Origin of the sequence: Rhizobium grahamii (assembly GCF_009498215.1) — a bacterium.
Taxonomy (GTDB): Bacteria; Pseudomonadota; Alphaproteobacteria; order Rhizobiales; family Rhizobiaceae; genus Rhizobium; species Rhizobium grahamii_A.
Genome location: NZ_CP043499.1, coordinates 1,851,235 through 1,875,639, shown reverse-complemented (window position 1 = coordinate 1,875,639; position 24,405 = coordinate 1,851,235). Strand labels below are relative to the sequence as shown.

The 24,405-nt window shown below is 61.0% G+C and carries 24 protein-coding genes; 13 read left to right on the top strand and 11 right to left on the bottom strand.

Annotated elements, in window-relative coordinates:
* Positions 1-18 precede the first annotated feature (18 nt).
* Both FZ934_RS27315 and FZ934_RS27310 read left to right on the top strand, forming a co-directional pair.
* Positions 19-1,545, top strand: coding sequence for a gamma-glutamyltransferase family protein (locus tag FZ934_RS27315; protein ID WP_153273888.1), 1,527 nt, complete (start codon positions 19-21; stop codon positions 1,543-1,545).
* Positions 1,546-2,781 (top strand): amidohydrolase family protein, encoded by a 1,236-nt coding sequence (locus FZ934_RS27310; RefSeq protein WP_153273887.1) that lies wholly within the window; start codon positions 1,546-1,548, stop codon positions 2,779-2,781.
* Positions 2,782-2,820: 39 nt separating this feature from the next.
* On the opposite strand, the gene FZ934_RS27305 is transcribed toward FZ934_RS27310, so the two are convergent.
* The 3 genes from FZ934_RS27305 to FZ934_RS27295 are packed head-to-tail and all read right to left on the bottom strand — an operon-like array spanning position 2,821 to position 6,568.
* Positions 2,821-5,115, bottom strand: a complete 2,295-nt coding sequence (locus tag FZ934_RS27305; RefSeq protein WP_153273886.1) for a xanthine dehydrogenase family protein molybdopterin-binding subunit — start codon at positions 5,113-5,115, stop codon at positions 2,821-2,823.
* Positions 5,112-6,095, bottom strand: a complete 984-nt coding sequence (locus FZ934_RS27300; RefSeq protein WP_153273885.1) for an FAD binding domain-containing protein — start codon at positions 6,093-6,095, stop codon at positions 5,112-5,114. The genes FZ934_RS27305 and FZ934_RS27300 overlap by 4 nt, the downstream gene beginning before the upstream one ends.
* A complete protein-coding gene (locus tag FZ934_RS27295) occupies positions 6,092-6,568 on the bottom strand; it encodes a (2Fe-2S)-binding protein (RefSeq protein ID WP_153273884.1) in 477 nt (158 codons plus the stop codon). Before FZ934_RS27295 ends, FZ934_RS27300 begins: the two co-directional genes overlap by 4 nt.
* A gap of 213 nt (positions 6,569-6,781) precedes the next feature.
* Between FZ934_RS27295 and FZ934_RS27290 the strand changes: the two genes are divergently transcribed.
* Entirely contained in the window at positions 6,782-7,396 is a 615-nt protein-coding gene (locus FZ934_RS27290) for a TetR/AcrR family transcriptional regulator (RefSeq protein WP_153273883.1), read from the top strand.
* 210 nt (positions 7,397-7,606) lie between these two features.
* Positions 7,607-7,834 carry a hypothetical protein gene (locus FZ934_RS27285; protein WP_113364887.1) on the top strand — a complete coding sequence of 76 codons (228 nt, stop codon included), beginning with the start codon at positions 7,607-7,609 and terminating at the stop codon, positions 7,832-7,834.
* A gap of 182 nt (positions 7,835-8,016) precedes the next feature.
* Here FZ934_RS27285 and FZ934_RS28365 read toward each other — a convergent pair whose 3' ends face one another.
* The 3 genes from FZ934_RS28365 to FZ934_RS27925 form a co-directional block, all read right to left on the bottom strand.
* On the bottom strand, positions 8,017-8,730 hold the full coding sequence (locus tag FZ934_RS28365) for a putative bifunctional diguanylate cyclase/phosphodiesterase (RefSeq protein ID WP_246737971.1): 714 nt from the start codon (positions 8,728-8,730) through the stop codon (positions 8,017-8,019).
* Between the two features lie 4 nt (positions 8,731-8,734).
* A complete protein-coding gene (locus FZ934_RS28360; protein WP_246737970.1) occupies positions 8,735-10,069 on the bottom strand; it encodes a GGDEF domain-containing protein in 1,335 nt (444 codons plus the stop codon).
* Between the two features lie 88 nt (positions 10,070-10,157).
* Positions 10,158-10,325: a hypothetical protein gene (locus FZ934_RS27925; protein ID WP_194273845.1), complete on the bottom strand. Its 168-nt coding sequence runs from the start codon at positions 10,323-10,325 to the stop codon at positions 10,158-10,160.
* 470 nt (positions 10,326-10,795) lie between these two features.
* On the opposite strand from FZ934_RS27925, the gene FZ934_RS27275 reads away from it, so the two are divergent.
* From FZ934_RS27275 to FZ934_RS27240, 8 genes are all read left to right on the top strand, one after another.
* On the top strand, positions 10,796-11,038 hold the full coding sequence (locus tag FZ934_RS27275) for a hypothetical protein (protein ID WP_153273882.1): 243 nt from the start codon (positions 10,796-10,798) through the stop codon (positions 11,036-11,038).
* The gene (locus FZ934_RS27270) at positions 11,035-11,565 is read left to right on the top strand and encodes a hypothetical protein (RefSeq protein WP_153273881.1); all 531 of its coding nucleotides are present in this window, start codon (positions 11,035-11,037) and stop codon (positions 11,563-11,565) included. Before FZ934_RS27275 ends, FZ934_RS27270 begins: the two co-directional genes overlap by 4 nt.
* Before the next feature lie 102 nt (positions 11,566-11,667).
* The gene (locus FZ934_RS27265) at positions 11,668-12,741 is read left to right on the top strand and encodes a hypothetical protein (protein ID WP_153273880.1); all 1,074 of its coding nucleotides are present in this window, start codon (positions 11,668-11,670) and stop codon (positions 12,739-12,741) included.
* 25 nt (positions 12,742-12,766) lie between these two features.
* Entirely contained in the window at positions 12,767-13,549 is a 783-nt protein-coding gene (gene rfbF, locus FZ934_RS27260) for a glucose-1-phosphate cytidylyltransferase (protein WP_153273879.1), read from the top strand.
* 128 nt (positions 13,550-13,677) lie between these two features.
* Positions 13,678-14,787 carry a CDP-glucose 4,6-dehydratase gene (rfbG, locus tag FZ934_RS27255; protein ID WP_153273878.1) on the top strand — a complete coding sequence of 370 codons (1,110 nt, stop codon included), beginning with the start codon at positions 13,678-13,680 and terminating at the stop codon, positions 14,785-14,787.
* Between the two features lies 1 nt (position 14,788).
* Positions 14,789-15,208: a dTDP-4-dehydrorhamnose 3,5-epimerase gene (locus FZ934_RS27250; RefSeq protein ID WP_153273877.1), complete on the top strand. Its 420-nt coding sequence runs from the start codon at positions 14,789-14,791 to the stop codon at positions 15,206-15,208.
* Positions 15,205-16,083, top strand: a complete 879-nt coding sequence (locus FZ934_RS27245) for an SDR family oxidoreductase (protein ID WP_153273876.1) — start codon at positions 15,205-15,207, stop codon at positions 16,081-16,083. The genes FZ934_RS27250 and FZ934_RS27245 overlap by 4 nt, the downstream gene beginning before the upstream one ends.
* Positions 16,073-17,386: a protoporphyrinogen/coproporphyrinogen oxidase gene (locus tag FZ934_RS27240; RefSeq protein WP_153273875.1), complete on the top strand. Its 1,314-nt coding sequence runs from the start codon at positions 16,073-16,075 to the stop codon at positions 17,384-17,386. The genes FZ934_RS27245 and FZ934_RS27240 overlap by 11 nt, the downstream gene beginning before the upstream one ends.
* 123 nt (positions 17,387-17,509) lie before the next feature.
* Here FZ934_RS27240 and FZ934_RS27235 read toward each other — a convergent pair whose 3' ends face one another.
* The 4 genes from FZ934_RS27235 to FZ934_RS27220 all read right to left on the bottom strand — a co-directional run bounded on the left by FZ934_RS27235 (position 17,510) and on the right by FZ934_RS27220 (position 21,961).
* Positions 17,510-18,625 (bottom strand): ABC transporter ATP-binding protein, encoded by a 1,116-nt coding sequence (locus FZ934_RS27235; protein WP_153273874.1) that lies wholly within the window; start codon positions 18,623-18,625, stop codon positions 17,510-17,512.
* 3 nt (positions 18,626-18,628) lie between these two features.
* Positions 18,629-19,573, bottom strand: a complete 945-nt coding sequence (locus tag FZ934_RS27230; RefSeq protein ID WP_153272950.1) for a carbohydrate ABC transporter permease — start codon at positions 19,571-19,573, stop codon at positions 18,629-18,631.
* The gene (locus tag FZ934_RS27225) at positions 19,570-20,517 is read right to left on the bottom strand and encodes a carbohydrate ABC transporter permease (protein WP_153272949.1); all 948 of its coding nucleotides are present in this window, start codon (positions 20,515-20,517) and stop codon (positions 19,570-19,572) included. The genes FZ934_RS27230 and FZ934_RS27225 overlap by 4 nt, the downstream gene beginning before the upstream one ends.
* A gap of 184 nt (positions 20,518-20,701) precedes the next feature.
* The gene (locus tag FZ934_RS27220) at positions 20,702-21,961 is read right to left on the bottom strand and encodes an ABC transporter substrate-binding protein (protein WP_153272948.1); all 1,260 of its coding nucleotides are present in this window, start codon (positions 21,959-21,961) and stop codon (positions 20,702-20,704) included.
* A gap of 326 nt (positions 21,962-22,287) precedes the next feature.
* Between FZ934_RS27220 and FZ934_RS27215 the strand changes: the two genes are divergently transcribed.
* Complete coding sequence (locus FZ934_RS27215; RefSeq protein WP_246737969.1) at positions 22,288-23,343, top strand: LacI family transcriptional regulator; 1,056 nt, start codon at positions 22,288-22,290, stop codon at positions 23,341-23,343.
* On the opposite strand, the gene FZ934_RS27210 is transcribed toward FZ934_RS27215, so the two are convergent.
* Positions 23,312-24,397, bottom strand: a complete 1,086-nt coding sequence (locus FZ934_RS27210; protein WP_153273873.1) for an AraC family transcriptional regulator — start codon at positions 24,395-24,397, stop codon at positions 23,312-23,314. The genes FZ934_RS27215 and FZ934_RS27210 overlap by 32 nt on opposite strands.
* Positions 24,398-24,405: the final 8 nt, after the last annotated feature.

The window sequence follows — 24,405 nt, the reverse complement described above, 5'->3', positions numbered from 1 at the left end:
GCAATCGCGGGGTCAGGCATGGTCACCTCCCCGCATTGGCTCTCAGCGCGCGCCGGCGCCAAGGTACTTGAGGCGGGCGGCAACGCGATTGAAGCCATCGTCGCGGCGGGCGCGGCGCTAAGCGTCGTCTATCCGCACTTTTGCGGCCTTGGCGGCGACGCTGTCTGGCTGGTTGCCGACCGCTCCGGCAATACAAAGGCCTTCCTTGGGATCGGGCAGGCGGCGCGCGCCGCCACCGCCGGCTTGGCCTCGATCCCGACACGCGGCCCGCAGTCTATGCTAACGACGGCATGTCTCGTCGACAGCTGGCAGGAGGTGCTAAACTACTCCGCGCGGAACTGGCACGGACAAAAGAGCCTTGCAGCGCTGTTGGAGGACGCGATCCTTCTTGCCGATGAAGGGTTTCCGATCAGTCCATCGCAGGCGTTCTGGCATCAGTTCCGAAACGGGGAGCGTGACAGTTGGCCCGGTTTTGCTGAGGCTTTCGTCGGCCATGGGATACAACGTCAACCCGATCTCGCCCGCACGCTCCGTGAGATAGCGGATCAGGGCGCACGCGCATTTTATGAAGGAAATCTGGCGAGACGCCTTGCCAAAGGGTTCGCAGCCGTTGGATCTCCGCTGACGCTCGAAGATCTGGCGGCCACCGCCACGCACGTCGAGCAGCCACTCGCCCTCGATTATCGAGACGTGACGCTATTGGCGCCGCCGCCGCCGACACAAGGGATCACAACCCTCTCGATCATGGGTGTCCTTGCTCGCGTCGGGATGAAGAACTTCGATCCGCGCAGCGCCGATTTTTATCATCATCTGGTCGAAGCTGTAAAACAGGCCTTCATGGACCGGCCAGCCATTGCAGACCCCGCTTCGATGCAGATCGATGTCGCAACGTTGCTCTCGGCTGCTCATCTCGACAACAAGGCACGAGCCATCGATCCTGATAGCGCCCTGGCCTGGCCGCAGCCGCTTTCGCGTGCCGACACCGCCTTCCTAGCGGCAACGGACCGCGAAGGCCGCAGCGTGGCAATGCTGCAGAGCATTTACTATGACTGGGGTAGCGGCGTCGTTGTCGGCGACACCGGTATCCTCTGGCAGAACCGGGGTGCTGCCTTCAGCCTTGACCCGGCAAGTCCCAACTGTCTTCAACCCGGCAAGCGCCCCTTCTATACGCTGAACCCGGGCATCGCGCTCAAGGACGGGCGTCCGCATCTCCTCTACGGTACACAGGGCGCCGACGGCCAACCGCAAACTTTGGCACTGCTGCTCAGTCTGCTGCTGGACCACGATTTCGACCCGCTCGAAGCCTTGTCGCATCCGCGTTTCCTGCTCGGGCGAACGTTCTCCGACAGTCGCGACAGCCTGAAGATCGAGAAGAATGTGGGAGAGGCCGTTGCTGCCAGTCTCGCCTCCCTTGGTCACGAAGTGGCGATCATCGATGCGCTCAGTCAATTGGCTGGCCAGGCCGGCATCATTCGCATCGGAGCCGATGGCATGATCGATGGCGCGCATGACCCCCGGAGTGATGGCGGAGCAATCGGCATCTGAATGAACGAGCACGGCGTCGACCTCCTTATCCGCAACGCCCGCCTCGACGGCAGTGATCGGCTTTTCGACATTGCGATCCGTGAAGGCACGATTGCCTCCGTCGAGACGAACTTTCGCTGCGAAGCCATCGAAACCTTGGATGCGCAAGGTGCACTTGCCTGCGGCGGGCTGGTCGAGAGCCATATCCATCTCGACAAAGCAGGCATTCTCGGCCGCTGCACGATTTGTCACGGCACGCTGACGGAAGCGGTGCAGGAAACGGCACGGGCGAAGGCGGGGTTTTCGGAGCAGGACGTCTATGATCGCGCCGCTGATGTCGTCGAAAAGGCGATTGCCAACGGTACGATGCGAATGCGGACATTCGTTGAAATCGACCCACGTGCTGGGCTGCGGTCCTTTGATGCCATCAAGCGCATCGGCCAGGACTATGCGTTTGCGATCGATATCGAGATCTGCGCCTTCGCGCAGGACGGCCTGACCAACGAGCCGGAAACGCTAGCGATGATCGATCATGCTCTATCCGATGGCGCCGACCTCGTTGGAGGTGCGCCATATATCGATCGCGATCCGCGCGGGCATATCGCAATGATCTTCGATCTCGCGGAAAAGCACGACGTCACCGTGGACTTCCATCTCGACTTCGACCTTTCTCCCGAGAGAAGCAATCTTTCGGCCGTCATTGAAGAGACGATCGCTCGTGGTTGGCAAGGGCGTATCTCTCTTGGGCATATGACGAGCTTATCCGCGCTTGCGCCCGACGACGTGGTTGCGCTGGCCAAGCGGTTGGCTGAAGCCGGAATTGCAGTCACGGTTCTGCCGTCGACGGACCTTTTCCTGAACGGCAGAGATCATGATCGGCTGGTGCCGCGCGGCGTGGCACCGGCACACGTGCTTGCCCATCACGGCGTCGTCACCTCGATCGCCAGCAACAACATTCTGAACCCGTTCACGCCTTATGGCGACGCCTCGCTGATCCGCATGGCGAACCTCTACGCCAATGTTCTGCAGATCTCGCGCGCAGCCGACTTGCGGCTCGCTTTCGACATGATCGGGTCGTCAGCCGCCCGCCTGATGAACAAGCCGCATGGCATCCGGCCGGGCCAGAGCGCTGACATTATCCTTCTCGACTGCCATACACCTGAGGATGCCGTCCGACAGAACGCACGTCCGCTCTGGGGATGTCGGCGCGGCCGCCCGACGTTCCAGAACGCCCGTCCTGTCATCTTCAAACCTTGATCGGCAGGGCGCCCGCGAGGGTCACGGGCGCCCAACACATTAGAGCAGCTTCTCCAGGGTGATCGGCAGATCCCGAACCCGCTTTCCGGTTGCGTGGAAAACGGCGTTGGCAATGGCCGGCGCGACACCCACGATACCGACTTCACCGACACCCTTTCCGCCGAGCACGGAGGCGTGGGCGTCGGGAATGCCAACCGAAATCACCTCGATTGGCGGAATATCGGCGTTCGTTGCGACGAGATAGTCACCGAGATTGTTGTTCATGACGCGGCCGTTGCGGCGGTCGACGATCCCTTCTTCGAGCAGCGCCTGCCCGATCCCCATGATGATCCCGCCGCGCCATTGGCTTTCGGCGAGTTTCGGATTGTAGATCCTCCCACAATCGAAGGCCGAAACGACGCGGGCAACGCGGACCGTTCCGAAGTCCTCGTCCACCTGCACTTCAACGAAGTGCGCGCACCAGCTGTACATGGAGTACTCGCCTGCCGTGGGCCCCTGGATGCTGCCCATCGTCGTCCATGCCTTGCGATGGCTTTCGGGACCCTGTTCCCCCTCCGGCAGCGTGTTGCGCCGTACTTCGAGATTGTCGCGACCGAGCGCCGTCATCAGTTCCGCGATTGAAAGTGACAGGCCACCATCGCGCGGTATGGAGAGGCGCCCTTCGGCGACGACGAGCGTATTCGCACCCGTATCGCGAAACGGCGACGCGCCATCATTGAGCGCAAGCTGTACAAGCTCGTCACGCGCCGCCGATGCCGCCTTATGAACCGCGCCAGTGATCGCACCGGCCAGCATCGAGCCGCCAGCAACGGTTGCCCCCGGCAGTGACGAGTCACCGAGATGTACGTTCACCTGGTCCACCGGTATTCCGAGCACTTCGGCTGCCGTCTGGGCGAGGATGGTGTAGGTACCCTGCCCCATATCGATGGCACCACTGACCACATCGACCGTGCCATCCGCGAGGATCCGGATCAACGCCTCGCTGGAGGCTCGCAGAACAGGGAACGTGCCGCAGGCCACACCCCACCCGATCAGGCGCCGGCCATCCCGCATCGAACGCGGTGCAAAGCTGCGCCGCGGCCATCCGAAGGCTTCGCCTCCCTGGGCAAGCGCCTCCCGCAGCCGACGCGTCGACCAGGGTTTGCCGGATTGCGGATCGCGCTCTGCGTAATTGCGAAGCCGAAGCTCGACTGGATCGACGCCGGTCGCATAGGCGAGTTCATCCATCGCGCATTCGAGCCCGAAGGTGCTTGGATTCTTGCCGGGGGCGCGAAGCGCGCCCGGGACGACGGTGTTGACCGCAACCAACCCATGCTTCGCGCTGAAGTTCTCGACGGCATACATCAGCGGCGTGGCTGCATTCGTCTGCTCCGGAAAGTCCGCATAGGTCGCGGTCTCGCTCACCCCCGATTGGACGATCGATTGCAGCTTGCCATCGGCATCGGCGCCAAGAGCGATCGTTTGGCGCGTCGCGGCGCGGCCGCCGAATGCCGTAAAGCTTTGCGAGCGCGCCACAGCAAGCTTGACCGGCCGGCCGAGCATGCGGGCCGCCGCCGTTGCGACAGCCCCGTAGGTGTAGGCTGTCGCCTTGGAGCCGAAGCCGCCGCCGATGAATGGAGAGACGATCCGCACGTTCTCGACAGGCAATCCGTACCATTCGGCATAGGTCCGGGCCATGCCGTGGGTCCACTGGCTCGGCTCCCAAACGGTCAGCTGGTCGCCTTCCCATTTCGCGGTCAGGCCATGCGGCTCGATCGCCACGTGATATTCGCGCGGCGTTCGATATTGTCCTTCAACACGTACTGCGGCCTCGGCAAGCGCCGTCTCGGCATCGCCCCAGCGTACCGAAAGCGCATCAAGCGGCTTGGCTTCACCGGCGTTCGGGTCATCGAGATCGACGATCGCTGCGCCCGCGTCATAACTTATCTCAACAAGCCTTGCCGCCTCCGTCGCCTGTTCAAGCGTTTCCGCCACGACCGCCGCGACCGCCTGACCGTTGAAGGTGATTTCACGCGACAGAGGCCGGAACGGTTGGTTGTCCGGCCGGTTTCCGTACCAGTCGGACGCGACCGTCAAGCCGAGGTCGACGTCTGGCGTCACGACCATGAGCACACCGGGTGCCCCCTGCGCCTTGCCGATGTCGATACCGGTAATGCGTCCTGCCGCGATGCGGCTTTGCACCAGAACGGCATATGCCAGCCCTTCAACCGGCTGTTCCAATGCGTAGGTCGCTCCACCGGTGATCTTGAGCTTTCCGTCAAAGCGCGACAGACGACCGCCGATCGTGCCGTCGGAAGCGTCCCCACGCTTGCCGCGTGGTTCCATGATGGTCATAGGAGACCTCCCATCGTCAGAATGGCACGCGTCACGACGCGTGGTGCCAATTCGATCTTGTACTGATTGCCGCCGGAAGAGACCGCGCCCTCCACCGCAAGACGGCTCGCCGTCTCGACTGTAGCAATGTCGATTGCTTTCCCGGTCAGCGCCTTTTCAACAGAACGCGCGTGCCAGGGCTTGGTGGCAACACCGCCGAGGACAACGCGGATGTCCTTGATGGTCCTGCGATCCGCCTCCAGTTCCAATCCAACGGCAGCGCTTGCCGCGGCGAATTCATAGGACTGCCGGTCACGGATCTTGAGATAGGTCGAGTTCTTGGCGACCGGCGACGACGGGATAAAGACGGCTGTCACCATCTCGCCCCGCTCAAGTATCGTTTCGCGCTCTGGGGTATCGCCGGGGAGTAGGAAGAAGTCTTCAGCGCTCACCGTGCGTTCACCGAGGCTGATCGTCGCGTCGAGCGCGACCAGAGCGACGGCAAGATCTCCCGGGTAGGATGCGATGCAGGCCGAGCTTGTCCCGAGCACGGCATGATTGCGCGTGACGCCGCCGATCGCCGCACAGCCGGAGCCCGGGTTTCGTTTGTTGCAGGCGTCGAAGGTGCCGGGATCCCGGAAGTAGGGACAGCGTGTCCTCTGCAGGAGGTTGCCGCCGATCGTCGCCATGTTGCGCAACTGCGGTGATGCCGCCAGGGAGAGGGACTGCGCAACCGCCGGATAGTCCGCCTTGATGCCCGGGCTGCCGGCAACGTCCTCCATCCGCGCGAGCGCGCCGATCGTGACGCCGTTTCCATCGGCCGATATCTGCGACAGGCCTGCGACGTGGCTGATGTCGACAACGACCTCCGGCTCGGCGACTCCGCACTTGGCGAGATCAAGGAGCGTCGTGCCGCCGGCGAGGAACATCGCGCCGGATTGCATGGCGCGCTGGCAAGCGTCTTCGAGCGACGCGGCCCTGATGTAATCGAAGTCCTTCATCGCGCCGCCTCCGCAGCGTCGCGCACCGCCGCGACGATGTGGTTGTAGGCTCCGCACCGACAGAGATTGCCGGCCATATATTCGCGGATCTCGTCCTCCGAGCCCGCGCGTCCTTCGCGGATGCAGGCTACGGCCGACATGATCTGGCCGGGCGTGCAGTAGCCGCATTGAAAGGCATCATGATCGAGGAAAGCCTGCTGTACCGGATGAAGATCGCCGCTGGTCGTTGAAAGACCTTCAATTGTCGTAATGGCTTTGCCCTCGGCCTGCGCCGCCAGCGTCAGGCAGGCGAGTACACGCTTACCGTCGATGTGAACGGTGCAGGCTCCGCATTGTCCCTGATCGCAGCCCTTCTTGGTGCCCGTCAGGCCAAGTTCTTCACGTAGGGCATCGAGCAGGGTGACCCGCGGCTCGACGGCGAGTTCGTGCCGTCGCGTGTTGATGTCGAGAGAGAGATGGACGGATCGTGTCATGAATTGAGCTCCTGCCGTCGTCACGAGAATGGATACTGGGGTGTTGAAAGGTGGTCATCCGGGCCATGTGCGCTATCTGATGCCACGGGTGCGCTTTCGGGCCGCGTTTCGACATGACATTTTTCTCCGCCTGGATTAAGAAATGGTAGGCGCCGCGTAAACGGAGGCGCCTCCGTTTAATCTAGTCACTTGTCGCTTTGCGTCAAGGGCCGAATGCGTTTGGAGCTTGTTTTGCCGTCAGCCCGGCCGGAAGCAGGAGGTGCAGCACCGTTGCGCGCGGACGCGCGGCGCAACCGCGAAAAGCTCGTCGAGACCGCTGCGGCTGCTTTCGCGGATAGCGGCGTGGAAGCTTCACTCGAGGACATCGCCCGCCGGGCGGGGGTCGGCATCGGCACGCTCTATCGGCATTTTCCGACGCGCGAGCATCTCGTCGAAGTGGTCTATCGCCGCGAGCTGGAGAGCCTCGCGGCGGCAGCGCAGGAGCTGGCCGCGGACAAGAGACCGGACGTCGCGCTCGAGGAGTGGATGCGCCGGTTTGTCGACTACATCGCCGCCAAGCGTGGCATGGCAAACAGCCTCAAGATCCTCGTAGCGTCGAACGCGTCCCTTTTTGCCGAGGGTAGCGGCGTTCTGCGCACCGCAGCCGACAGCCTGCTGACGGCGGCGGCCGAGCAAGGGTTCATTCGAAGAGACATCGATACGACGGACCTGCTGCACGCCCTGTCCAGCATCTATTCTCTGCCCTCCTCGCCCGAATGGCGGGAGCGCTCCGATCGCCTCATCGGCCTGCTGATGGATGGCTTGAAGGTCCAGCAAAACGGAACCTGAGACAGCGGATTCGCGCCGTCCACGTTGACTTCGGCCTTCGCTGCAACATCTGAACCGATGTCCAACCGAGATTTACAATCGACAAGCCGGACCGGCTATGACGATCGCCGTAATGCAAGTCACACGAAGGGCTAACAGAAGTACCTAATCTAACGAGCTTGCATTCGCGGCCACAAAGCAAATGATAGGCGCCGGCACGGAGGTGAGGCAATGTCACATTACAAAGACAAGCGCCGGTTTTATTGCGAGAGCAATGCGGGAAAATCATACGTGATTATCGAGCAGATGCGCATCGCCAGTCGTCAAACCGTCGAGCCGAAGACGGACTATATGACCGAGCAGGGCGAGATCGTCAGCCGTCTTGATGAAAGTCACTTTCTCATTCTTCTCAATAATGAAGTCGTCACCGTCCAGAGAGGCAAGCGGCGGCAACACTGAAGCACAGCCGTTTCCGGTACGCCGAATTGGGTACCCGCATTCCGGGAGAGCCGTGCTATCGCGCCCGGGAATGTGAAGAAATTGATTCTGGACCGGCCTCAGACGGCTCTTCCCCCGTCTTGCCGTATCGCGCACAAGACGAGGCCCGCTGCCACTCGTGGCGGGCTATTCTCCTCACCAATTCACCGACCAAGCAAAAAGGCATCCATTTCGTGTGCCGGAAGCGGTCGAGAGAACAGATAGCCCTGCAGAAAGTCGCACCCTGCCTGTGTCAGAAAATCGGCCTGATCCGCGGTTTCGACACCCTCCGCCACGACTTCAAGGCCGAGCAGCTTCGCAAGGGCAAGAATAGCGCTGGTGATCGCCATATCGCCGGGATCGGCCGGAATATCGGCGATGAAGGATCGATCGATCTTCAATCGTGACAACGGGAACCGCTTCAACATGCTCAGGCTCGAATAGCCGGTGCCGAAATCATCGATCGACAGGGTGATGCCGAGTTCCTTCAGGTCCTGCATGCGCTCAATGGCGCCCTCGACGTCCTGCATGATCAGGCTTTCGGTCACCTCTATCTCAAGCCATTGGGGATCAAGGCGCGCTGCCGCGAGTGCAGCGGCAACCTGGCTGGCCAATGCCGGCTCGTGAAACTGTCTGGCCGACATGTTCACTGCGATCCTGATCGGCGCAAGTCCAGCGTTCTGCCACGCCCTGGCTTGCGCGCACGCTTTGCGCAGCACCATCTCGCCGATTGCGAGAATTAGACCTGTCTCCTCAGCAAGGGGGATGAAGTCGCCGGGCGCGACCAGTCCTTTCGCCGGATGTTGCCAACGGACAAGCGCCTCGACGCCGATGACCTTTCCGGTCTGCATCTGCCGTTGCGGCTGGTAATGGAGCACGAACTCATCCAGTTCGATTGCGCGACGAAGCTCTTCTATGCGCGCAAGCTTGTGGCCCCTCCTCGGCCAAGGCCGGCGAGAAGAGATGAACGCCATTGCGACCGTTCGCCTTCACCCTATAGAGCGCCATGTCGGCGTTGGCAAAAAGCTCGGCTGCGGTCAGTCCGTGCTCTATGGAACACGCAAAGCCTATACTCGACGTCACTCGCAGTTCCATGCCGCACAGATGCAGCGGCATGGCGATCGCCTCGCGAATGTCGTTCAGCCGCTGGTCGAACTCGATCGGAGTGGGCGTCAGCACGACGATGAACTCGTCACCGCCCACACGCGACACCAGTCCCGCCGGACCGAGCTCGTCGCCTGCCGCATGCCCGAGACTGTCGTTGACCAGCTTGAAATGATCGAGATCGACAAATGCGACGGCAACGCCACGCGGGAGGTGCGATGTCGCTGCCAAGAGCGCTTGTAGCCGGCGGTCGAGCGATGCGCGATTGGGCAGGCCGGTCAACGCGTCATGCTCCGCCAGAAACGCAATGCGTTCCGCGTCGCGATGGCGATCGATTGCGATCCCGACGGTCTGCGCCACACCGGCCAGGAATTCCAGAAGCGCTGGATCGTCGGTCGCGTCAGCCCCGACAACGAGCAAACCGTGCAGTGTTCCGTCACGTGCCGGAATTGCGAATTCGTGCTCGCTTTCTCTGGCGATGGTGGACAGCCCCGTATCGAGCCAAACATTGGCTCGCCGCGTTGGAAGGAGCGCTTGCAGAAGAGATTTAAGTTGCGCCAGCAAATCCGGAAGCTCAACGCCCCGTGCGACGGACTGTAATAGGGTCGCCTGAGCCTTCATCAACCGCTCGTCGCGTTTGCGCGCCGAAATGTCCCTTGATGCTCCGACAATTCCGATCACTTTGCCGGAGCGATCGCGCAGCGGCACCCTCGACATCATCAGCCAACCTTCACCGGTAAGGCGCTCCTCCTCTATTCCGAGGTCGGGTCTGCCTTCCTCCATCACACGGCGCTCGACCTCGGCGATATCGCGCGCCGCTTCGCTCGGATGAATGTCGAAATCCGTCAGACCGATCAGGTCGTCAACAGTCCGGAAGCCGTTGTTCGATACGATCGCCCTGTTCGCGAACAGGAAACGACCCTCTCGATCCTTCGCGTAGATGAAATCGGGCACGTGATTGATCATGGCTTCCAGCCACTCGTAACGCTCGACCAATGATGACTGTTCGGACTGCAGCCTTTGGACGATTTCCTGCAGCGTCTTGCAGGTCTGGATCGGATCTCTAGTGTTTTCGTACTGCTGGCCGATACCGTCTTCTGCGTATTTCATCATGGTCCTCGCTGCAACGCGGGGCGAACATACAAGCAAGCCGTTATGTAACCATGAAAAGATCAGCCAAAACCGCGGTCGTCACCGCATCTCAATGCAGATCGAGACCTAACTGTTGCCCGGGCAATTTCGGAAGCGGGCGACCGACCTCGATCTTGCCAAACACCCGTTTGCGGCGCTCGGCATCGCGCTCGCGTTCAGCACGACTTGCGGCAACGACAGCCAATGCCCGCTCGATTACTTGCTCAGCATGCGTCATAAGAACCTCCGTTCACATGTTCTTATTTTGTTCTTATTTTACCCAGCCGTCAAGCGCTAAGAAAACGGAACCTGCACGCCAGTGACTGCGGGCGTGACGACGGCAGCCCCGGCGCTCCTACGGACGGATTGCCCTGCGTTGTTTTACAATACGGGAGCCGCCGATATCGCCGAGCGATTCGTCGCCTACGCCTATGCCCGGATGGTGAGCGGCGACGCGGACTGGTCATCCTCGAAATCGTCCATCAGCGACACATTGGACCTTAAGTCTCGGAATATAGTGGAGTTTGACAGACGCAAAACGGGCGCCATCGACCGGTCCGGAAGCGCGATCAGCTCACGCTAAATAAGTCCAGACTGGCACAAGGTTAAGTATTCAGTTTCTCCCCATCTTCATCGACGGCCCGCTGTGTTTTGCGGGCGTGCCGGCGGCCGAAGTCCGGACATAAATTCCTAGATGTGGATTCTGCAATGCATAGCGTTGTGCTCGCGCGATATAGTGAAACTCTCGACTGGATCGTCGAAATTCCTGATGATTTTGACGTCATCATCTACAACAAGGGGGAGCCGATCACGGATCCCGATGTTGTCGCCCGGGCAACCAGCATCATTGAACGGCCGAATGTCGGTCGTGAATCGGAAACCTATCTTCATCACATGAAGAGCGTGCGTTTCAATCAGGGGTTCACCGTCTACGCGCAAGGTGACCCATGACGCATAGCCCTGATTTCATCCAGCTTCTTAAGAATTGGCGCAATTGGGACGACGTCCAGCCGCTGTCTTGGCAGTGGCGCGCGGATCGTAACATTCCACCGCTTCAGCTTCTTGAAAACTACGAGCTCGGTCTTCCCGGCCGCCTCAAGGTTCGTCCCGAGCTTTTCTCGCTGACGAACTGGGGGCCGCTCGAATTCACCGACAACGGCGCCTCCAACATGGGACTGGTCTACCGCATCGTTCAGGGCAATCTCCCGGATGGCACCAACATCGCCGCGCACCTATTGCGCCAGTGCAAGCTCGACCACGTCGCTGAAAAAGCCGAGAAACACATGGTGGGCTCGTTCTCCTACGGCGCGATTTTCGGCGTCCGAAACGACCGTGTCGCCTCGATGTCTCGCGACTCACTCGATCTGCTCTATCAGTTCGCGATGGGCGGCGTTGCCGCCTATGGCTATATCCTCGAGCGTATGTGGCTGCATTTCTTCGGCGCCGAGTTCAGCCGGCCAATCGCACCCCTCGCATGACCACCGACGCCGCGGCGGTGCAAGCCGTCTGCGGTCGCTGCGCCCCTCAATCGATCGGACACAATTTTGACCTCCGCGGCACGGAAATACGAAACCATCGAAATGAAGATTGAAGAAAGCGACCTGCTTTCCAGCACCTGGAAATTTTCCAGGGAGAACGGTCAGCTTATCGCGCCGGTGCTGAAGTTCCTGCCCGATGGAATCGTCGGGGGATATATCCATAGTTTCGAACGCGTCTGGAGCCTCGAAGACAACACATTGCGGTTCAAGAACATCTACGGCCAGACGACGACGGAGTTCGATGAATGCATCATCGACAGCGACGGCCCCTATCTTCTGAAGGGAAGATCCCGGGTCGATCCGAGCGTCGTGCATGTGCTCGAGCGCAGCCGGATGCCATCTGCTCGCGATTTTGGTCAGTCCGCCTCGCCCGACGTTGCAGAATTCACCATGCCGCGCGAGCTCGGTGCGAAACGTCGACGCAATCTGGTCGTTCTTCGCGCCAACGAGCAGTCGCTGCATTCGCAATGGCCAGCCAACATTGCTGATGCCGATCGCAACTGGGACCTGTGTGTCAGCTGGTATGGGAAGGAAGTGCCGGCCGACATCAGCGGATGCGAATACTTCACGCATCAGCCGAACGACCGCAAGTTTTCGGCCATCTACAAGCTGTTCCTCGAAGGCAGCCCTCTGCGGGACTACGACAACATCTACATGCCCGACGATGACCTCATGACCTCATGGGGCGACATCAACAAGCTGTTCAACATCTTCCGCATGGGCAATTTCGACCTTGCGCAGCCGTCGCTGGTGCCGACCTCCTACGTCACGCATCCGATCACCGCGCAGAACCCGGACTTCTTCCTGCGCTACACGAGCTTCGTCGAGCTCATGTGCCCGGTGTTTACCCGCGACTTCCTGCAACTCTGCCTTCCGACCTTCGAGGCATCGATCAGCGGCTTCGGACTGGATCACCTCTGGTCATCGATCGGTGGCCGTGTGCCGGGCCGGATCGCGATCATCGACGACATCGCCGTCGCCCACACGAGACCCGCGAACAAGAACTACAATGTCATTGCCGCGATAATGGAAGAGAACGCCATTTCGGGTCTCTACAATTCATCGAAGTCCTACGAAACGTTCGGCGGCATACAGCGCCCCTACGCGTTCGGCTGAGCCTTATACCGGAGAGAACAAGAAAATGCACTTCAAGCCAAAGGCTGTCATTCTCGCCGGGGGCCTGGGCACCAGACTGGCCGAAGAAACCTCGACGAAGCCCAAGCCCATGGTGGAGATTGGCGGGCGCCCGATCCTCTGGCACATCATGAAGATCTATAGTGCGCACGGCATCAACGACTTCATCATCTGCCTCGGATACAAGGGGCACGTGATCAAGGAGTATTTCTCGAACTACTTCGTTCATATGTCTGATATCACCATCGATCTCGCGAACAACCGGATCGAGACGCACTCCGCGAAGGCCGAACCCTGGCGCATCACGCTTGTCGACACCGGCGAGCTGACGATGACTGGTGGCCGCTTGAAGCGCGTCATGCCCTATGTCCAGAACGACCCCTATTTCTGCATGACCTATGGCGACGGTGTCGGCGATATCGACATCACCCGCCTCATTGAATTTCACAAGGAACAGGGCTTGCGGGCGACCATGACCGGAACGCAACCACCCGGACGCTTCGGAGCGCTGAAGCTCGATGAAGATCGCGTTGTTTCGTTCAAGGAGAAACCGGTCGGCGACGGCAACTGGATCAACGGCGGATTTTTCGTGCTCACGCCCGATGTAGCGTCCCTGATCGCCGGTGACGAGACGACATGGGAGCAGGAGCCCCTGGAAAAGCTGGCGCAAGACGGTCAGTTATCGATCTATCGCCACTCGAATTTCTGGCAGCCGATGGACAGCCTTCGAGACAAGACGCAGCTCGAAAAGCACTGGGACAGCGGACGCGCCCCGTGGAAGATCTGGTAAGCAAGAGGAGCGCGCGTTGGGCGCGCTCAGTTGCCTTCCATATCCCGTCGGCGGGCCAATCCGGCGCCGGAACAATACAAAGACACAGAAACCGCGGGACGATATCGCCCGAAACTGCAGAGACGATCGTGAGCTTCAACAATATTTTCTCCGGCGCCCGCGTACTGATTACCGGCCATACCGGTTTCAAGGGGGCGTGGTTGACCACCTGGCTGATGAGCCTTGGAGCGACGGTCTGCGGCTACTCGCGGGAAATACCGACAAAGCCCTCCCTGTTTGAGCTCGCCGGTCTCGCAGGTCAGATCGAGCATCACATCGGTGACATCCGCGATCTGGAGCAGCTCCGCGAAACGGTGAAGGCTTTCCGCCCGGATTTCGTCTTCCACCTCGCCGCACAGGCAATCGTCTCGACGTCCTACCAGAACCCGATCGACACGATTACCAGTAACGTCACCGGCACTGCCCATGTGCTCGAAGTCCTTCGCGCGGTCGATTGGCCTTGCACCGCGATCATCATCACCTCCGACAAGTGCTATGACAATGTCGAGTGGGTGTGGGGATACCGCGAGACCGATGCTCTCGGCGGCAAGGACATTTACTCGGGCTCGAAGGGTGCCGCCGAGCTTATTGCAAAATCCTACTATCATTCGTTCTTCAAGGGTAAGGAACACCCCGTTCGCCTGGCAATGGCGCGAGCCGGCAACGTCATCGGCGGTGGAGACTGGGCCGCAGACCGGATCGTCGCAGACTGCATCCGGGCCTGGCAGGATGGACGCACCGTGGAGATAAGATCTCCCGCAGCAACAAGACCGTGGCAGCATGTGCTGGAGCCGCTGAGCGGTTATCTGACGCTCGCGGCCGCGCTGGCCACATCCGACAAGCACAATGGAGAGGCCTACAATTTCGGTCCGCGCGCCGAACAGAATCGGACGGTTGTCGACCTCATCGGCGACCTCGGGCAGATCTGGGGTCTGCGCTCCCAAGCGGAAGCCTACACCACGACGGGCAACATACCCTTCCACGAAGCCAGCCTCCTCAAGCTCAACTGCGACAAGGCCCTGCTGGACCTGAACTGGGAAGCCAACCTGCAATACGGCGAGTGTGTCAGCATGACCGGCTCGTGGTATCGTCGCGTGGTCAAGGACGCAGCAGACGCTCTCACCGTGACACTGGAGCAGATCGCCGAATTCAGCGCGGCTGCTCGCGATCGTCGCAGAGTATGGTCACTGGAACAGTGAGATGACCGAACCATTCCTCACGCCTCTCAAGCGTATCGCGACACCGAAGGGCGACGTGATGCACGGCATGAAAGCCTCCGATCCCGGCTATGCGGGTTTTGGCGAGGCCTATTTCTCGCTAGTCAACGAAGGCGAGATCAAGGGATGGAAGCGCCACTTCCGGATGACGCTCAACTTCGTGTGCTCGTCGGGCCGCATACGCGTCGCCGTGAGGGACGAGACCGGTCTATGCGTGTTCGATACGCAACTGTCTCCCGATGTCTCCGACCTCTATAACCGCCTGACCATACCGCCAGGCTACTTCGTCGCGTTCCAGGGCTGCGCGCCCGGCGCATCCGCGCTCCTGAATATCGCCTCGATCCCGCACGATCCCGATGAAGCGGAGACGCGGCCCGTGGAGTTCTTCGGGTGGGTGGAATGACGGACAGCCGGATCCTGCTGTTGGGCGCGGGCGGCATGCTCGGCAGCCGATTTGCGCTGGCCCTCGCTGACAAAGATATCGTGACGCTCTCGCGCGAGCAGCTTGAGGTCGCGCGACCACGCGAGCTTATGGACACCGTCGCCCTAACCCAGGCGTCTGTTATCATCAACTGTGCCGCCGACACCGACGTCGAGGGTGCAGAAGCAAATCCCGCATCCTCCTTCTCGATAAACGCAATCTTGCCGGGCCTGCTCGCACAGGCGGCAGCCGGCGCGATGCTGGTGCATTTCTCGTCGACGGGATGCTACGGCCGCAGTTCCGACGAAAACGCGGCGCCCCATTCCGACTTCGCTCCCCTTTCGCCGACCACTGTGCATCACAAGAGCAAGGCGGCTGGCGAGATCGCCATTCGTGAAGCGGCGTGCCGGCATCTCATCCTGCGTCTCGGCTGGCTCTACGGCGGCAGCGCAACGCATCGGAAGAATTTCGTCCGCGCCCGGATTGCCGAAGCACGCCAGAAAACGGAACTGGCATCCGATCCGTACCAGACAGGCTCGCCGACAAACGTCGACGACGTCGTCGTGCAAACCCTGGCACTTCTGGAGGCCCGCATCGGCGGAACCTTCAACTGCGTCGCAACAGGCGCTGTTTCCCGCTTCGACTACGTCAGGCATATCCTACGTAGCGCCGGTCTCTTTCCGCGCCTCGTTCCGACCCGTTTTCAGCGCCTGGCGCCGGTTTCCGAAAACGAGTCCGCGGTCAACGACAAGCTCAATCTCCTGGGTCTCAACAAGATGCCCACCTGGGACGAGGGCGTCTCCGCCTATGTTGCATCCCTGCTCGCAGATGAGGGGCACCAACCCAATGTCGAATGAAGGCTTCATGATACTCGGCGGTGGCATTGCCGGCCTTGCCGCAGCATCGCGACTGCGCGAGCACGGAATCCACGCGCCTGTTTATGAAGCCGGCGAGCGTCCCGGAGGGCTGCTCGATAGCTTCACGCTCAACACCAGCGAGGGAAGCTGGACCTTCGACAACGCGGTCCATCTCTCATTCGCAAGCGAGCCGGAAGTGCGTTCCGTCTTCGACCGCACCCCATACCTCAACCATGAGGCGCGTTCGCTGAACCGCGACGGACGCTACTGGCTGCCGCATCCGGTGCAGAACAACATGTTCCCGCTCGCAGCCGACGAGAAGGCTGATCTGATCGTCGATCTGGCTGACCATCTCGCCCAGACCTCTGCCGATTTCAAACCGGCGAACTACCGGGAATGGTTGCTGCATCAGTACGGAGAGAAGATCGCCGAGCGATGGCCGCTTCGCTATACGCGCAAATACTGGACGCTTGACGCATCGGGGCTCGGAACGGACTGGATCGGCAACCGCATGCGCCGAGCCGATCTCCGCGAGGTCGTGTTCGGCGCGGTCAGCGAAAACCCGCCAAATACCTACTACGTGTCGACGATGCGCTATCCGGAACGCGGCGGCTATCGCAGCTTCCTGACGCCACTGCTGGAGAGCGTCGAAACGCAGTGTGGCTTCCGGGCGACCGCGATCGACAACCAGCGACGCGAGGTCACCTTCAGCAACGGCGAGACGCGCTCCTACAATCAACTAATCTCGACCATTCCGCTGCCCGTTCTCATCGAGCTGATGAGCGATGTCCCAGATGAGATCCGAAAAGCCGCCGAGACACTCTTCGCAACGTCGATCGATATCATCTCGATCGGCTTTCGAAAGCCAACCGTCTCGCCGAGCCTTTGGTTCTACATCTACGACGAGGATATTCTCGCTTCACGCGTCTACTCGCCGAGTATCAAGTCGCCACACAACGCCCCCGAGGGATACTCGTCGCTACAATTCGAGATCTATTCTTCGCGCACAAAGACGTTTGCCCTTTCGCCGGATCAGCTCGTCGAGGACTGCATCTTAGCGCTTGAGAAGATGCAGCTCGCATCGCGCGACGACATCGTGCTCACCCATCACAAGCGGCTCCCATTCGGCAACGTGGTCTTCGATCTCGGCATGGAAGCGCGGCGGAACCCCGTTCGCGACTGGGTTCGCTCCCAAGGAATTGCCCTGGCCGGCCGCTTCGGGGAGTGGGATTATCTCTGGTCGAACCAGGCATTCATGTCCGGCAGGAACGCCGCGGACTTGCTGGTAGCCTCCACAGGTTAAGCACTCTGTCGCGTTAATAATTCCGGCAAGACTGCATACAGGGCAATACGCTCCGCATTATGGCGCGGAGCGTATTGCCGACCGCGCCTGTTCAACCGGCGGACCAAACCGGAGTGGCTCGTCTCACGCGATACGCTTCTGGCTTTCGGGATCGAAGAAGACAGCCTTGTCGAGATTGAAGGCGAGGCGTGCGGTTTCGCCGGCGCGGATGCGGGCGTCGGCCCGGAGCCTTGCCACGACCTCCTTGCCGCCGAGCTTGGTGACGGCGAAGGTGTCGGATCCGGCGGGCTCGACGACGTCGATCAGGCAGTCGTTTTCGCTGACGGATTGCGCATTCCGGTCGGCCCCTTCAGGGTCGGTCAGCGCTTCCGGGCGAATGCCGAAGATCACGTTGCGGTTCGCATAGGTCGTGAGCGACATCATCGCCGGCGACACCGGCAGCTTCATCGCCTCGCCGCCCGGCCTCTGGAGCGAAACAGCCAGCCCGTTCTGTTCGTTGACGATTGTCCCTGCGAGGAGGTTCATGGCGGGTGATCCCATGAAGTCGGCGACGAAGAGGTTTGCCGGGTTGTTGTAGATCTCGGCGGGGGTGCCGAACTGCTGGACCTCGCCGTCGCGCATGACGGCGATCTTGGTGGCGAGCGTCATCGCCTCGATCTGGTCGTGGGTGACGTAGACGATGGTCTTGCCCGTCGTCTGGTGCAGGCGCTTGATCTCGGTGCGCATGTCGACGCGCAGCTTGGCGTCGAGGTTCGACAGCGGTTCGTCGAACAGGAAGAGCTTCGGATCGCGCACCAGGGCGCGGCCCATGGCGACGCGCTGGCGCTGGCCGCCCGACAGCTGGCTCGGCTTGCGCTCGAGCAGATGGCCGATCTGCAGCACCTTGGCGACCTTGTCGATCGCCTGCTTGCGCTCGGCGGCCGGCACGCCGCGCATCTCCATGCCGAAGGCGATGTTGCCCGCCACCGTCATGTTCGGATAGAGCGCGTAGCTCTGGAACACCATGGCGATATCGCGCTTGGAGGGATGCAGGTCGGCGATGCTGCGCTCCTCGACCCGGATGTCGCCCTCGGTGATCGTCTCCAGCCCGGCAATGGTGTTCAGCAACGTCGACTTGCCGCAGCCGGACGGGCCGACCAGGACGAGGAAGCCGCCCTTTTCCAGTTCGAGATCGATCCCCTTGAGGATTTCAAGGGCGCCGAAGCGCTTTCTGAGGCCGGTGATCTTGAGAAAGGTCATGGTTTATCCTTTGACGGCGCCCGCCATCAGTCCGCGCACGAAGTAGCGGCCGGCGAGAATGTAGACGAGGAGCGTGGGCAGCGCGGCAATCATCGCCGCTGCCATGTTGACGTTGTATTCCACCACCCCGGTCGAGGTGTTGACGACGTTGTTCAGCGCCACCGTCATCGGCATGACGTCCCCGGTGCCGGCATAGGCGGAGGCAAACAGGAAGTCGTTCCAGATGTTGGTGAACTGGTAGATGACGGTGACGACGATGATCGGCAGCGAGTTCGGCAGCATGATGCGGTAAAAGATCTGGAAGAAGCCGGCGCCGTCGACCTGGGCCGCCTTCACCAGTTCGCTCGGGAAGGCCTCGTAGTAGTTGCGGAAGAACAGCGTCGTGAAGCCCAGCCCGTAGACGACATGGACGAACACCAGGTTGACGGTGGAATTGCCAAGCCCGAAGGCAAAGCCGGTCAGGTTCTGCAGGGTGACGCCGAAGCGCCCGAGGCTGCCCAAGATGGTCGCCATCGGCAACAGCACCGACTGGAAGGGAATGAAGCAGGCAAACAGCATCAGTCCGAAGACCAGCGTATGGCCGGGAAAGCGCCACTTGGTCAGGACATAGCCGTTCAGCGCCCCGACCAGGGTGGAGATCGCCACCGCCGGCACCACCATCTTGATCGAGTTCCAGAAGTAGCCCTTGATGCCGGCGCAGGTGAGCCCGACGCAGGCCTCGCCCCAGGCCTTGAACCAGGGCTCGATCGTCGGCGATTGCGGTAGGGCCAGCATGTTACCGTTCTGGATCTCGTCCATGGTCTTGAACGAGGTGACCAGCATGACGAACAGCGGCGTCAGGTAGAACAGGGCAAAGCCGACCAGCAGTCCGTAGATGACGACCCGGCTGATCCAGCGGCTGCTTGCGGTGCTGCGCGAGGGCGCCAGCGCAGTGGAGAGCGCGCTCATCGGCCCTTCTCCTTCAGTTCGGAATAGAGGTAGGGAACGATGATCGCCGAGATCGTCATCAGCATGATCACAGCACTTGCGGAGCCGACCGCCATCTCGTTGCGCTTGAAGGTGTATTCGTACATGAAGTTGGAGGGCAGCCAGGCCGAGCCGCCGGGCCCGCCCGAGGTCAGCGCCACCACCAGATCGTAGGACTTGATCGCCATGTGCGCGAGCACGATGAAGGCCGACAGGAAGATCGGTCTGAGCAGCGGGATGATGATGCGGCGGTAAAGCTGCACCGTCGTTGCCCCGTCGATCTGGGCCGCCTTCATGATCTCGCCGTCGATGCCGCGCAGCCCCGCCAGGAACATCGCCATCACGAAGCCCGACGCCTGCCAGACGCCGGCGATGACCACGGTGTAGATGACGAAGTCCTTGTTCTTGATCCAGTCGAAGTGGAAGCTCGTCCAGCCGAGCTGGTGCAGCGTCTGCTCAAGCCCGAGGCCGGGATCGAGGAACCACTTCCAGGCAACGCCCGTGACGATGAAGGACAGCGCCATCGGATAGAGGAAGATCGGCCGCAGGATGCCCTCGCCGCGGATCTTCTGGTCGAGCAGGATCGCCAGCAGCAGGCCGAGCGCCAGGCAGATGCCGATATAGAGGACGCCGAAGATCCCCATGTTGGTGATCGAGGTGTACCAGCTGGACGGCGGGTCGCTCTCGAAGGTCCACCGCCACAGGCGCTGGTAGGAGCGCGCCCCAGTGATCGCGTAGGACGGAAAGGTCTTGGAATTGGTAAAGGACAGATAGATCGTCCAGAGGATGAAGCCGTAGACGAAGATGACGGTGATCGCGAAGCTCGGCGCAAGCACGATCTTCGGCAGCGCGTCCTGCATCCGCCCTCGAATGGAAGCTCTTGTCCCGCGCGCGATGGCGGGTTCTGTTGTCGCAACAGAACTCATTGGCATTCTCCAGAAAGGCACGTTCTTCAGAAAAGCACTGACTTCAGAAGGTACTGGCTTCAGAAAGACACTGGCGAGCGCACCTTCCCCGACCATGGCCGGAGAAGGGCTCGTCATGGACGCCGGGAACTGACCCGGCGTGACTACTTGGCCCGACTTACTGGGCCGAGTTCCTGGGCCTGACTTACTTGGCGTCGTCGATCGCCTGGACGAGCTGCTTCACAGCCTCGTCGGAGCTCTTGATCTGGCCGTGCACGAACTTCGACACCACGTCCTTGTAGGCATTGGCGATTGCCGGAGGCGCGCCATAGCCCTGGGCCAGCGAACCGAACAGCGTACCGCCGTCGTTTGCCGCCTTCAGATCCGCGATCCCCTTCTTGCCGCAGGCGTCGAAGTCGGTATCGGGAACGTCGGTGCGAGCAGGAACTGAGCCCTTGACGACGTTGAAGGCCGACTGGAAGCTCTTCGACAGCGTTGCCGTCGCCAGCGCCACCTGTGCCGCCTTGCGGTCCTCGGGGACGTTGAACATGCCGAACATGTCGGAGTTGTAGATCACGCTGCCGTCGGTGCCGGGGAAGCGGTAGCACAGGAAGTCGTTGCCCGGCGTCTTCTTGGCCGCCACGAACTCACCCTTGGCCCAGTCGCCCATCACCTGCACCAGTGCATCGCCCTTGATGACCATGGCGGTCGCAAGGTTCCAGTCACGGCCGGAGAAGTTCGGGTCGACGTAGGTGACGATCTTGGCAAGGTTGTCGAACGACTTCTTCATCGTGTCCGACTTCAGCGATTCCTCGTCGAGGTCGTTGAAGGCCTTCTTGTAGAACTCCGGCCCACCGGTCGACAGCACGATGGAATCGAACATCGTCGCTTCCTGCCAGTTCTGGCCGCCGAGCGCCAGCGGCACGACACCGGCCGCCTTCGCCTTGTCGAGAAGTGCGATCAGGTCGTCGAAGGTCTTCGGCTCGGTGCCGCCGATCTTGTCCATGACAGCCTTGTTGATCCACAGCCAGTTGACCGAGTGCACGTTGACGGGGGCTGCGACCCACTTGCCGTCATAGACCGAGAACTTCTGCAGGGCTGCCGGAACCGACTTGTCCCAGCCTTCCTTCTTCGCCGTCTCCGTCAAGTCGCCCATCACGCCCGCCTGGGCATAATCGAGAACCGTATAGCCCAGCATCTGCGATGCCGTCGGATAGTTGCCGGCCGCAACCATCGCCTTCAGCGCCGTCATCGCCGCGTCACCGCCACCACCGGCAACCGGAACGTCCTTCCAGGCATACCCCTCCTTCGAAAGATCGCCCTTCAGCACGTTCAACGCAGCAGCCTCGCCGCCAGACGTCCACCAGTGCAGCATCTGCACTTCCTTGACGTCAGCAGCATGCGCAATACCAGCCCCAAGCAAAAGCATTCCCGCAATCGCCGTCGAACTCATCAACTTCAACATGAAAATCCTCCCATCGTGCAAGTGATCGTGACGGAGGCTCCCTCCTCCGCCATCGAGACCGTCGCGTCCGAAGTACGCTGACGGCATGCGGCCTCCTCGCCGCTTCGCTATTTAAAACGTTATAAGTTGCAGCAAGTCAAGCGCCCAGAAATTTCCGATCGCGTCGGGTCTAACCAACTGATTTACTGCCGGAAATACTGCATGCACGACCCTTTAGTTCCTGGGGAAAATTATGCAATCGATGACAATAAACGTTTTCGGTGATGGATTGCCTATAGGTTCGCCAGGGGTTACATAGACTTGCTCCAGATCACGAGAGGAACCCCGTGACCGACACGCCCAAGGATTTCGCCTCGCCACCCATCCTCAAGCGCGGCAAGCCGACATTGCGGACGATCTCGCAGATCACGGGCTTTGCGGTGACGACCGTTTCGCGCGCGCTGAGCAACGCGCCGCAGATCTCCATCGAGACTCGCAAGCGCGTCCACGAGGTCGCGGCCAATATCGGTTACCTGCCCGACCGTGCGGCCCAGCGTTTGAAAACGGGGCGGACCAATGTCATCAGCGTTCTGCTCGATCCACACGAGGAAATTCTGGGCTACGGCATTTCAATCATGCATGGCCTTGCGACGGCACTGAAGGATACGCCCTATCACCTGATCATTACGCCGAATTTCGTCAACGACAGCAATGTCGACGCCGTGCGCCATATCGTTCGCAACGGCATGGCAGACGGCATCATCTTCTCGCGTACAGAGCCGTTCGACCCACGCGTGCGGCTGCTGCTCGAAAGTGAGTTCCCCTTCGTCTGCCACGGGCGGACCGAATTTTCGACCGAGCATTGCTATGTCGACTACGACAATTTCAGCTTCGCCTACGAGGCGACGAAGTGGCTGATCAAGCGCGGTCGCCGCAAGCCGCTGATCATCCTGCCGCCGAAGCGCCTGACATTCTCCCAGCATCTGCTGCATGGCTTCATGACCGCGGTACGGGAGGCCGGCGTTGCCTACGAAATTCCCGAGGAAATCGACCTGGACTGTCCCGTCGAGCAGATCAGAAGCTATATGAGCGCACGCGCCGGACAACCTGATGCGCCCGACGGTTTCGCCTGCGGCGGCGAGGTCTCGGCACTCGCCACGATCACCGGCATGAGCGACCACGGGCTGACGCTTGGCAGGGAATACGATGTTGTCGCGAAGCGGACGTCGAAGCTGCTCAGCCAGATTCAGCCGAAGGTCGAGACTATCTATGAGGACTTGACGGAAGCGGGCGAGCAGATGGGGCGCGTGCTCCTGGCGCGGATTGCGGGCGATGACAGCGCCGATCGACAGGTCCTGCTCAAGCCGCAGTTCAATTTCTCGGATATGGCCCCTCAGTCGTGAGGGTGATCACGATCCGCTCCTTGCGGAACGCATCGGGTGTTCGTGATGTCCACTTCCGGAAGGCCCGATAGAACGCGCTCGGCTCGGAATAGCCGAGCTGCGCGGCGATGTCGGCTATCGCGGCCGACGTATCCGCGAGTTTGCTGATAGCAAGGTCCCGCCTGATGTCGTCCTTGATCCCGGCATAGCTTTGTCCTTCGGCGTGCAGTCGGTGGCGTAGCGTCGATGGGGAACTCCGCATGTCCTCGGCAAGCGTCGCAAAGTTCGGCCATGCGGTTGGCGGCATTTGCCCCAGCTTGCGGCGGACGGCAGCTGCCGCGCCAGCATCGTAGCGATAGCGAACGAGGATATTCGCAGGCGCCGCTCGCAGGAACTGCTTCAACGCATCCTCGCTACGGGAAATCGGCAGGTCGAGGAGAGCGCGATCAAACCCCAGGCGGCTGCAGCCTTGCGAGAAGCGGACAGGCGCTCCGAAGAACAGGCGATAGTCCGCTCCCTGTTCGGGCTCCGCGCATCGGAAATCCACGAGCTTGATCGGCAGACGGCGACCGACCAGCCAGCAAGCGATGCCATGAAGAATGATCCAGTAGGTGCGATAGGCAAATGCCGACCGCGCCGGGCCGCAATCGCTCAACTCGATCAATGCGAGGCCATCGCGCACGACCAACGCGCCGCACGGATCGTCCAGGACCACATCCATGAATCGCAAGGCCCGCCGAAGCGCCTGCCCCAATGTCTCGGCATGCAGCACGCAATGACATAACAGGGTGAAGCTGCCGCTGCGCATCGGGCGCCCGCCCATGCCAAAGAACTCATCGTCAAGCTCGTCGGCAATTGCCAGCCACAAGGCCCCATAGCTCTCCGCGGAAACAGGTTGCGTTACCGCGGCCGGCAATCCCGCCCGCTCCAGCGCGGGCCCGACCGGCTTGCCCAACCGCCGCAAGCTGTCGAGCGCCTCCTCGACAAAAGCCGGTGCGATCATTCTTCGGTCCAGGTCGCTCATGTGGGCACCCCTATGGCAAAACTGGCCGGAATATTGAAGCAATTTTGTCATCGATTGCA

Coding starts and splice junctions, on each gene's coding strand:
- FZ934_RS27285 (WP_113364887.1), top strand. CDS start 7,607: ATGTCACATTACAAAGACAAGCGCCGGTTTTATTGCGAGAGCAATGCG.
- FZ934_RS28360 (WP_246737970.1), bottom strand. CDS start 10,069: ATGATGAAATACGCAGAAGACGGTATCGGCCAGCAGTACGAAAACACT.
- FZ934_RS27240 (WP_153273875.1), top strand. CDS start 16,073: ATGTCGAATGAAGGCTTCATGATACTCGGCGGTGGCATTGCCGGCCTT.
- FZ934_RS27295 (WP_153273884.1), bottom strand. CDS start 6,568: ATGACACGATCCGTCCATCTCTCTCTCGACATCAACACGCGACGGCAC.
- FZ934_RS27225 (WP_153272949.1), bottom strand. CDS start 20,517: ATGAGTTCTGTTGCGACAACAGAACCCGCCATCGCGCGCGGGACAAGA.
- FZ934_RS27275 (WP_153273882.1), top strand. CDS start 10,796: ATGCATAGCGTTGTGCTCGCGCGATATAGTGAAACTCTCGACTGGATC.
- FZ934_RS27290 (WP_153273883.1), top strand. CDS start 6,782: ATGCGTTTGGAGCTTGTTTTGCCGTCAGCCCGGCCGGAAGCAGGAGGT.
- FZ934_RS27925 (WP_194273845.1), bottom strand. CDS start 10,325: ATGACGCATGCTGAGCAAGTAATCGAGCGGGCATTGGCTGTCGTTGCC.
- rfbF (WP_153273879.1), top strand. CDS start 12,767: ATGCACTTCAAGCCAAAGGCTGTCATTCTCGCCGGGGGCCTGGGCACC.
- FZ934_RS27210 (WP_153273873.1), bottom strand. CDS start 24,397: ATGACAAAATTGCTTCAATATTCCGGCCAGTTTTGCCATAGGGGTGCC.
- FZ934_RS27265 (WP_153273880.1), top strand. CDS start 11,668: ATGAAGATTGAAGAAAGCGACCTGCTTTCCAGCACCTGGAAATTTTCC.
- FZ934_RS27230 (WP_153272950.1), bottom strand. CDS start 19,573: ATGAGCGCGCTCTCCACTGCGCTGGCGCCCTCGCGCAGCACCGCAAGC.
- FZ934_RS27300 (WP_153273885.1), bottom strand. CDS start 6,095: ATGAAGGACTTCGATTACATCAGGGCCGCGTCGCTCGAAGACGCTTGC.
- FZ934_RS27270 (WP_153273881.1), top strand. CDS start 11,035: ATGACGCATAGCCCTGATTTCATCCAGCTTCTTAAGAATTGGCGCAAT.
- FZ934_RS27235 (WP_153273874.1), bottom strand. CDS start 18,625: ATGACCTTTCTCAAGATCACCGGCCTCAGAAAGCGCTTCGGCGCCCTT.
- FZ934_RS27315 (WP_153273888.1), top strand. CDS start 19: ATGGTCACCTCCCCGCATTGGCTCTCAGCGCGCGCCGGCGCCAAGGTA.
- FZ934_RS27245 (WP_153273876.1), top strand. CDS start 15,205: ATGACGGACAGCCGGATCCTGCTGTTGGGCGCGGGCGGCATGCTCGGC.
- FZ934_RS27305 (WP_153273886.1), bottom strand. CDS start 5,115: ATGACCATCATGGAACCACGCGGCAAGCGTGGGGACGCTTCCGACGGC.
- FZ934_RS27220 (WP_153272948.1), bottom strand. CDS start 21,961: ATGTTGAAGTTGATGAGTTCGACGGCGATTGCGGGAATGCTTTTGCTT.
- FZ934_RS27310 (WP_153273887.1), top strand. CDS start 1,546: ATGAACGAGCACGGCGTCGACCTCCTTATCCGCAACGCCCGCCTCGAC.
- FZ934_RS27250 (WP_153273877.1), top strand. CDS start 14,789: ATGACCGAACCATTCCTCACGCCTCTCAAGCGTATCGCGACACCGAAG.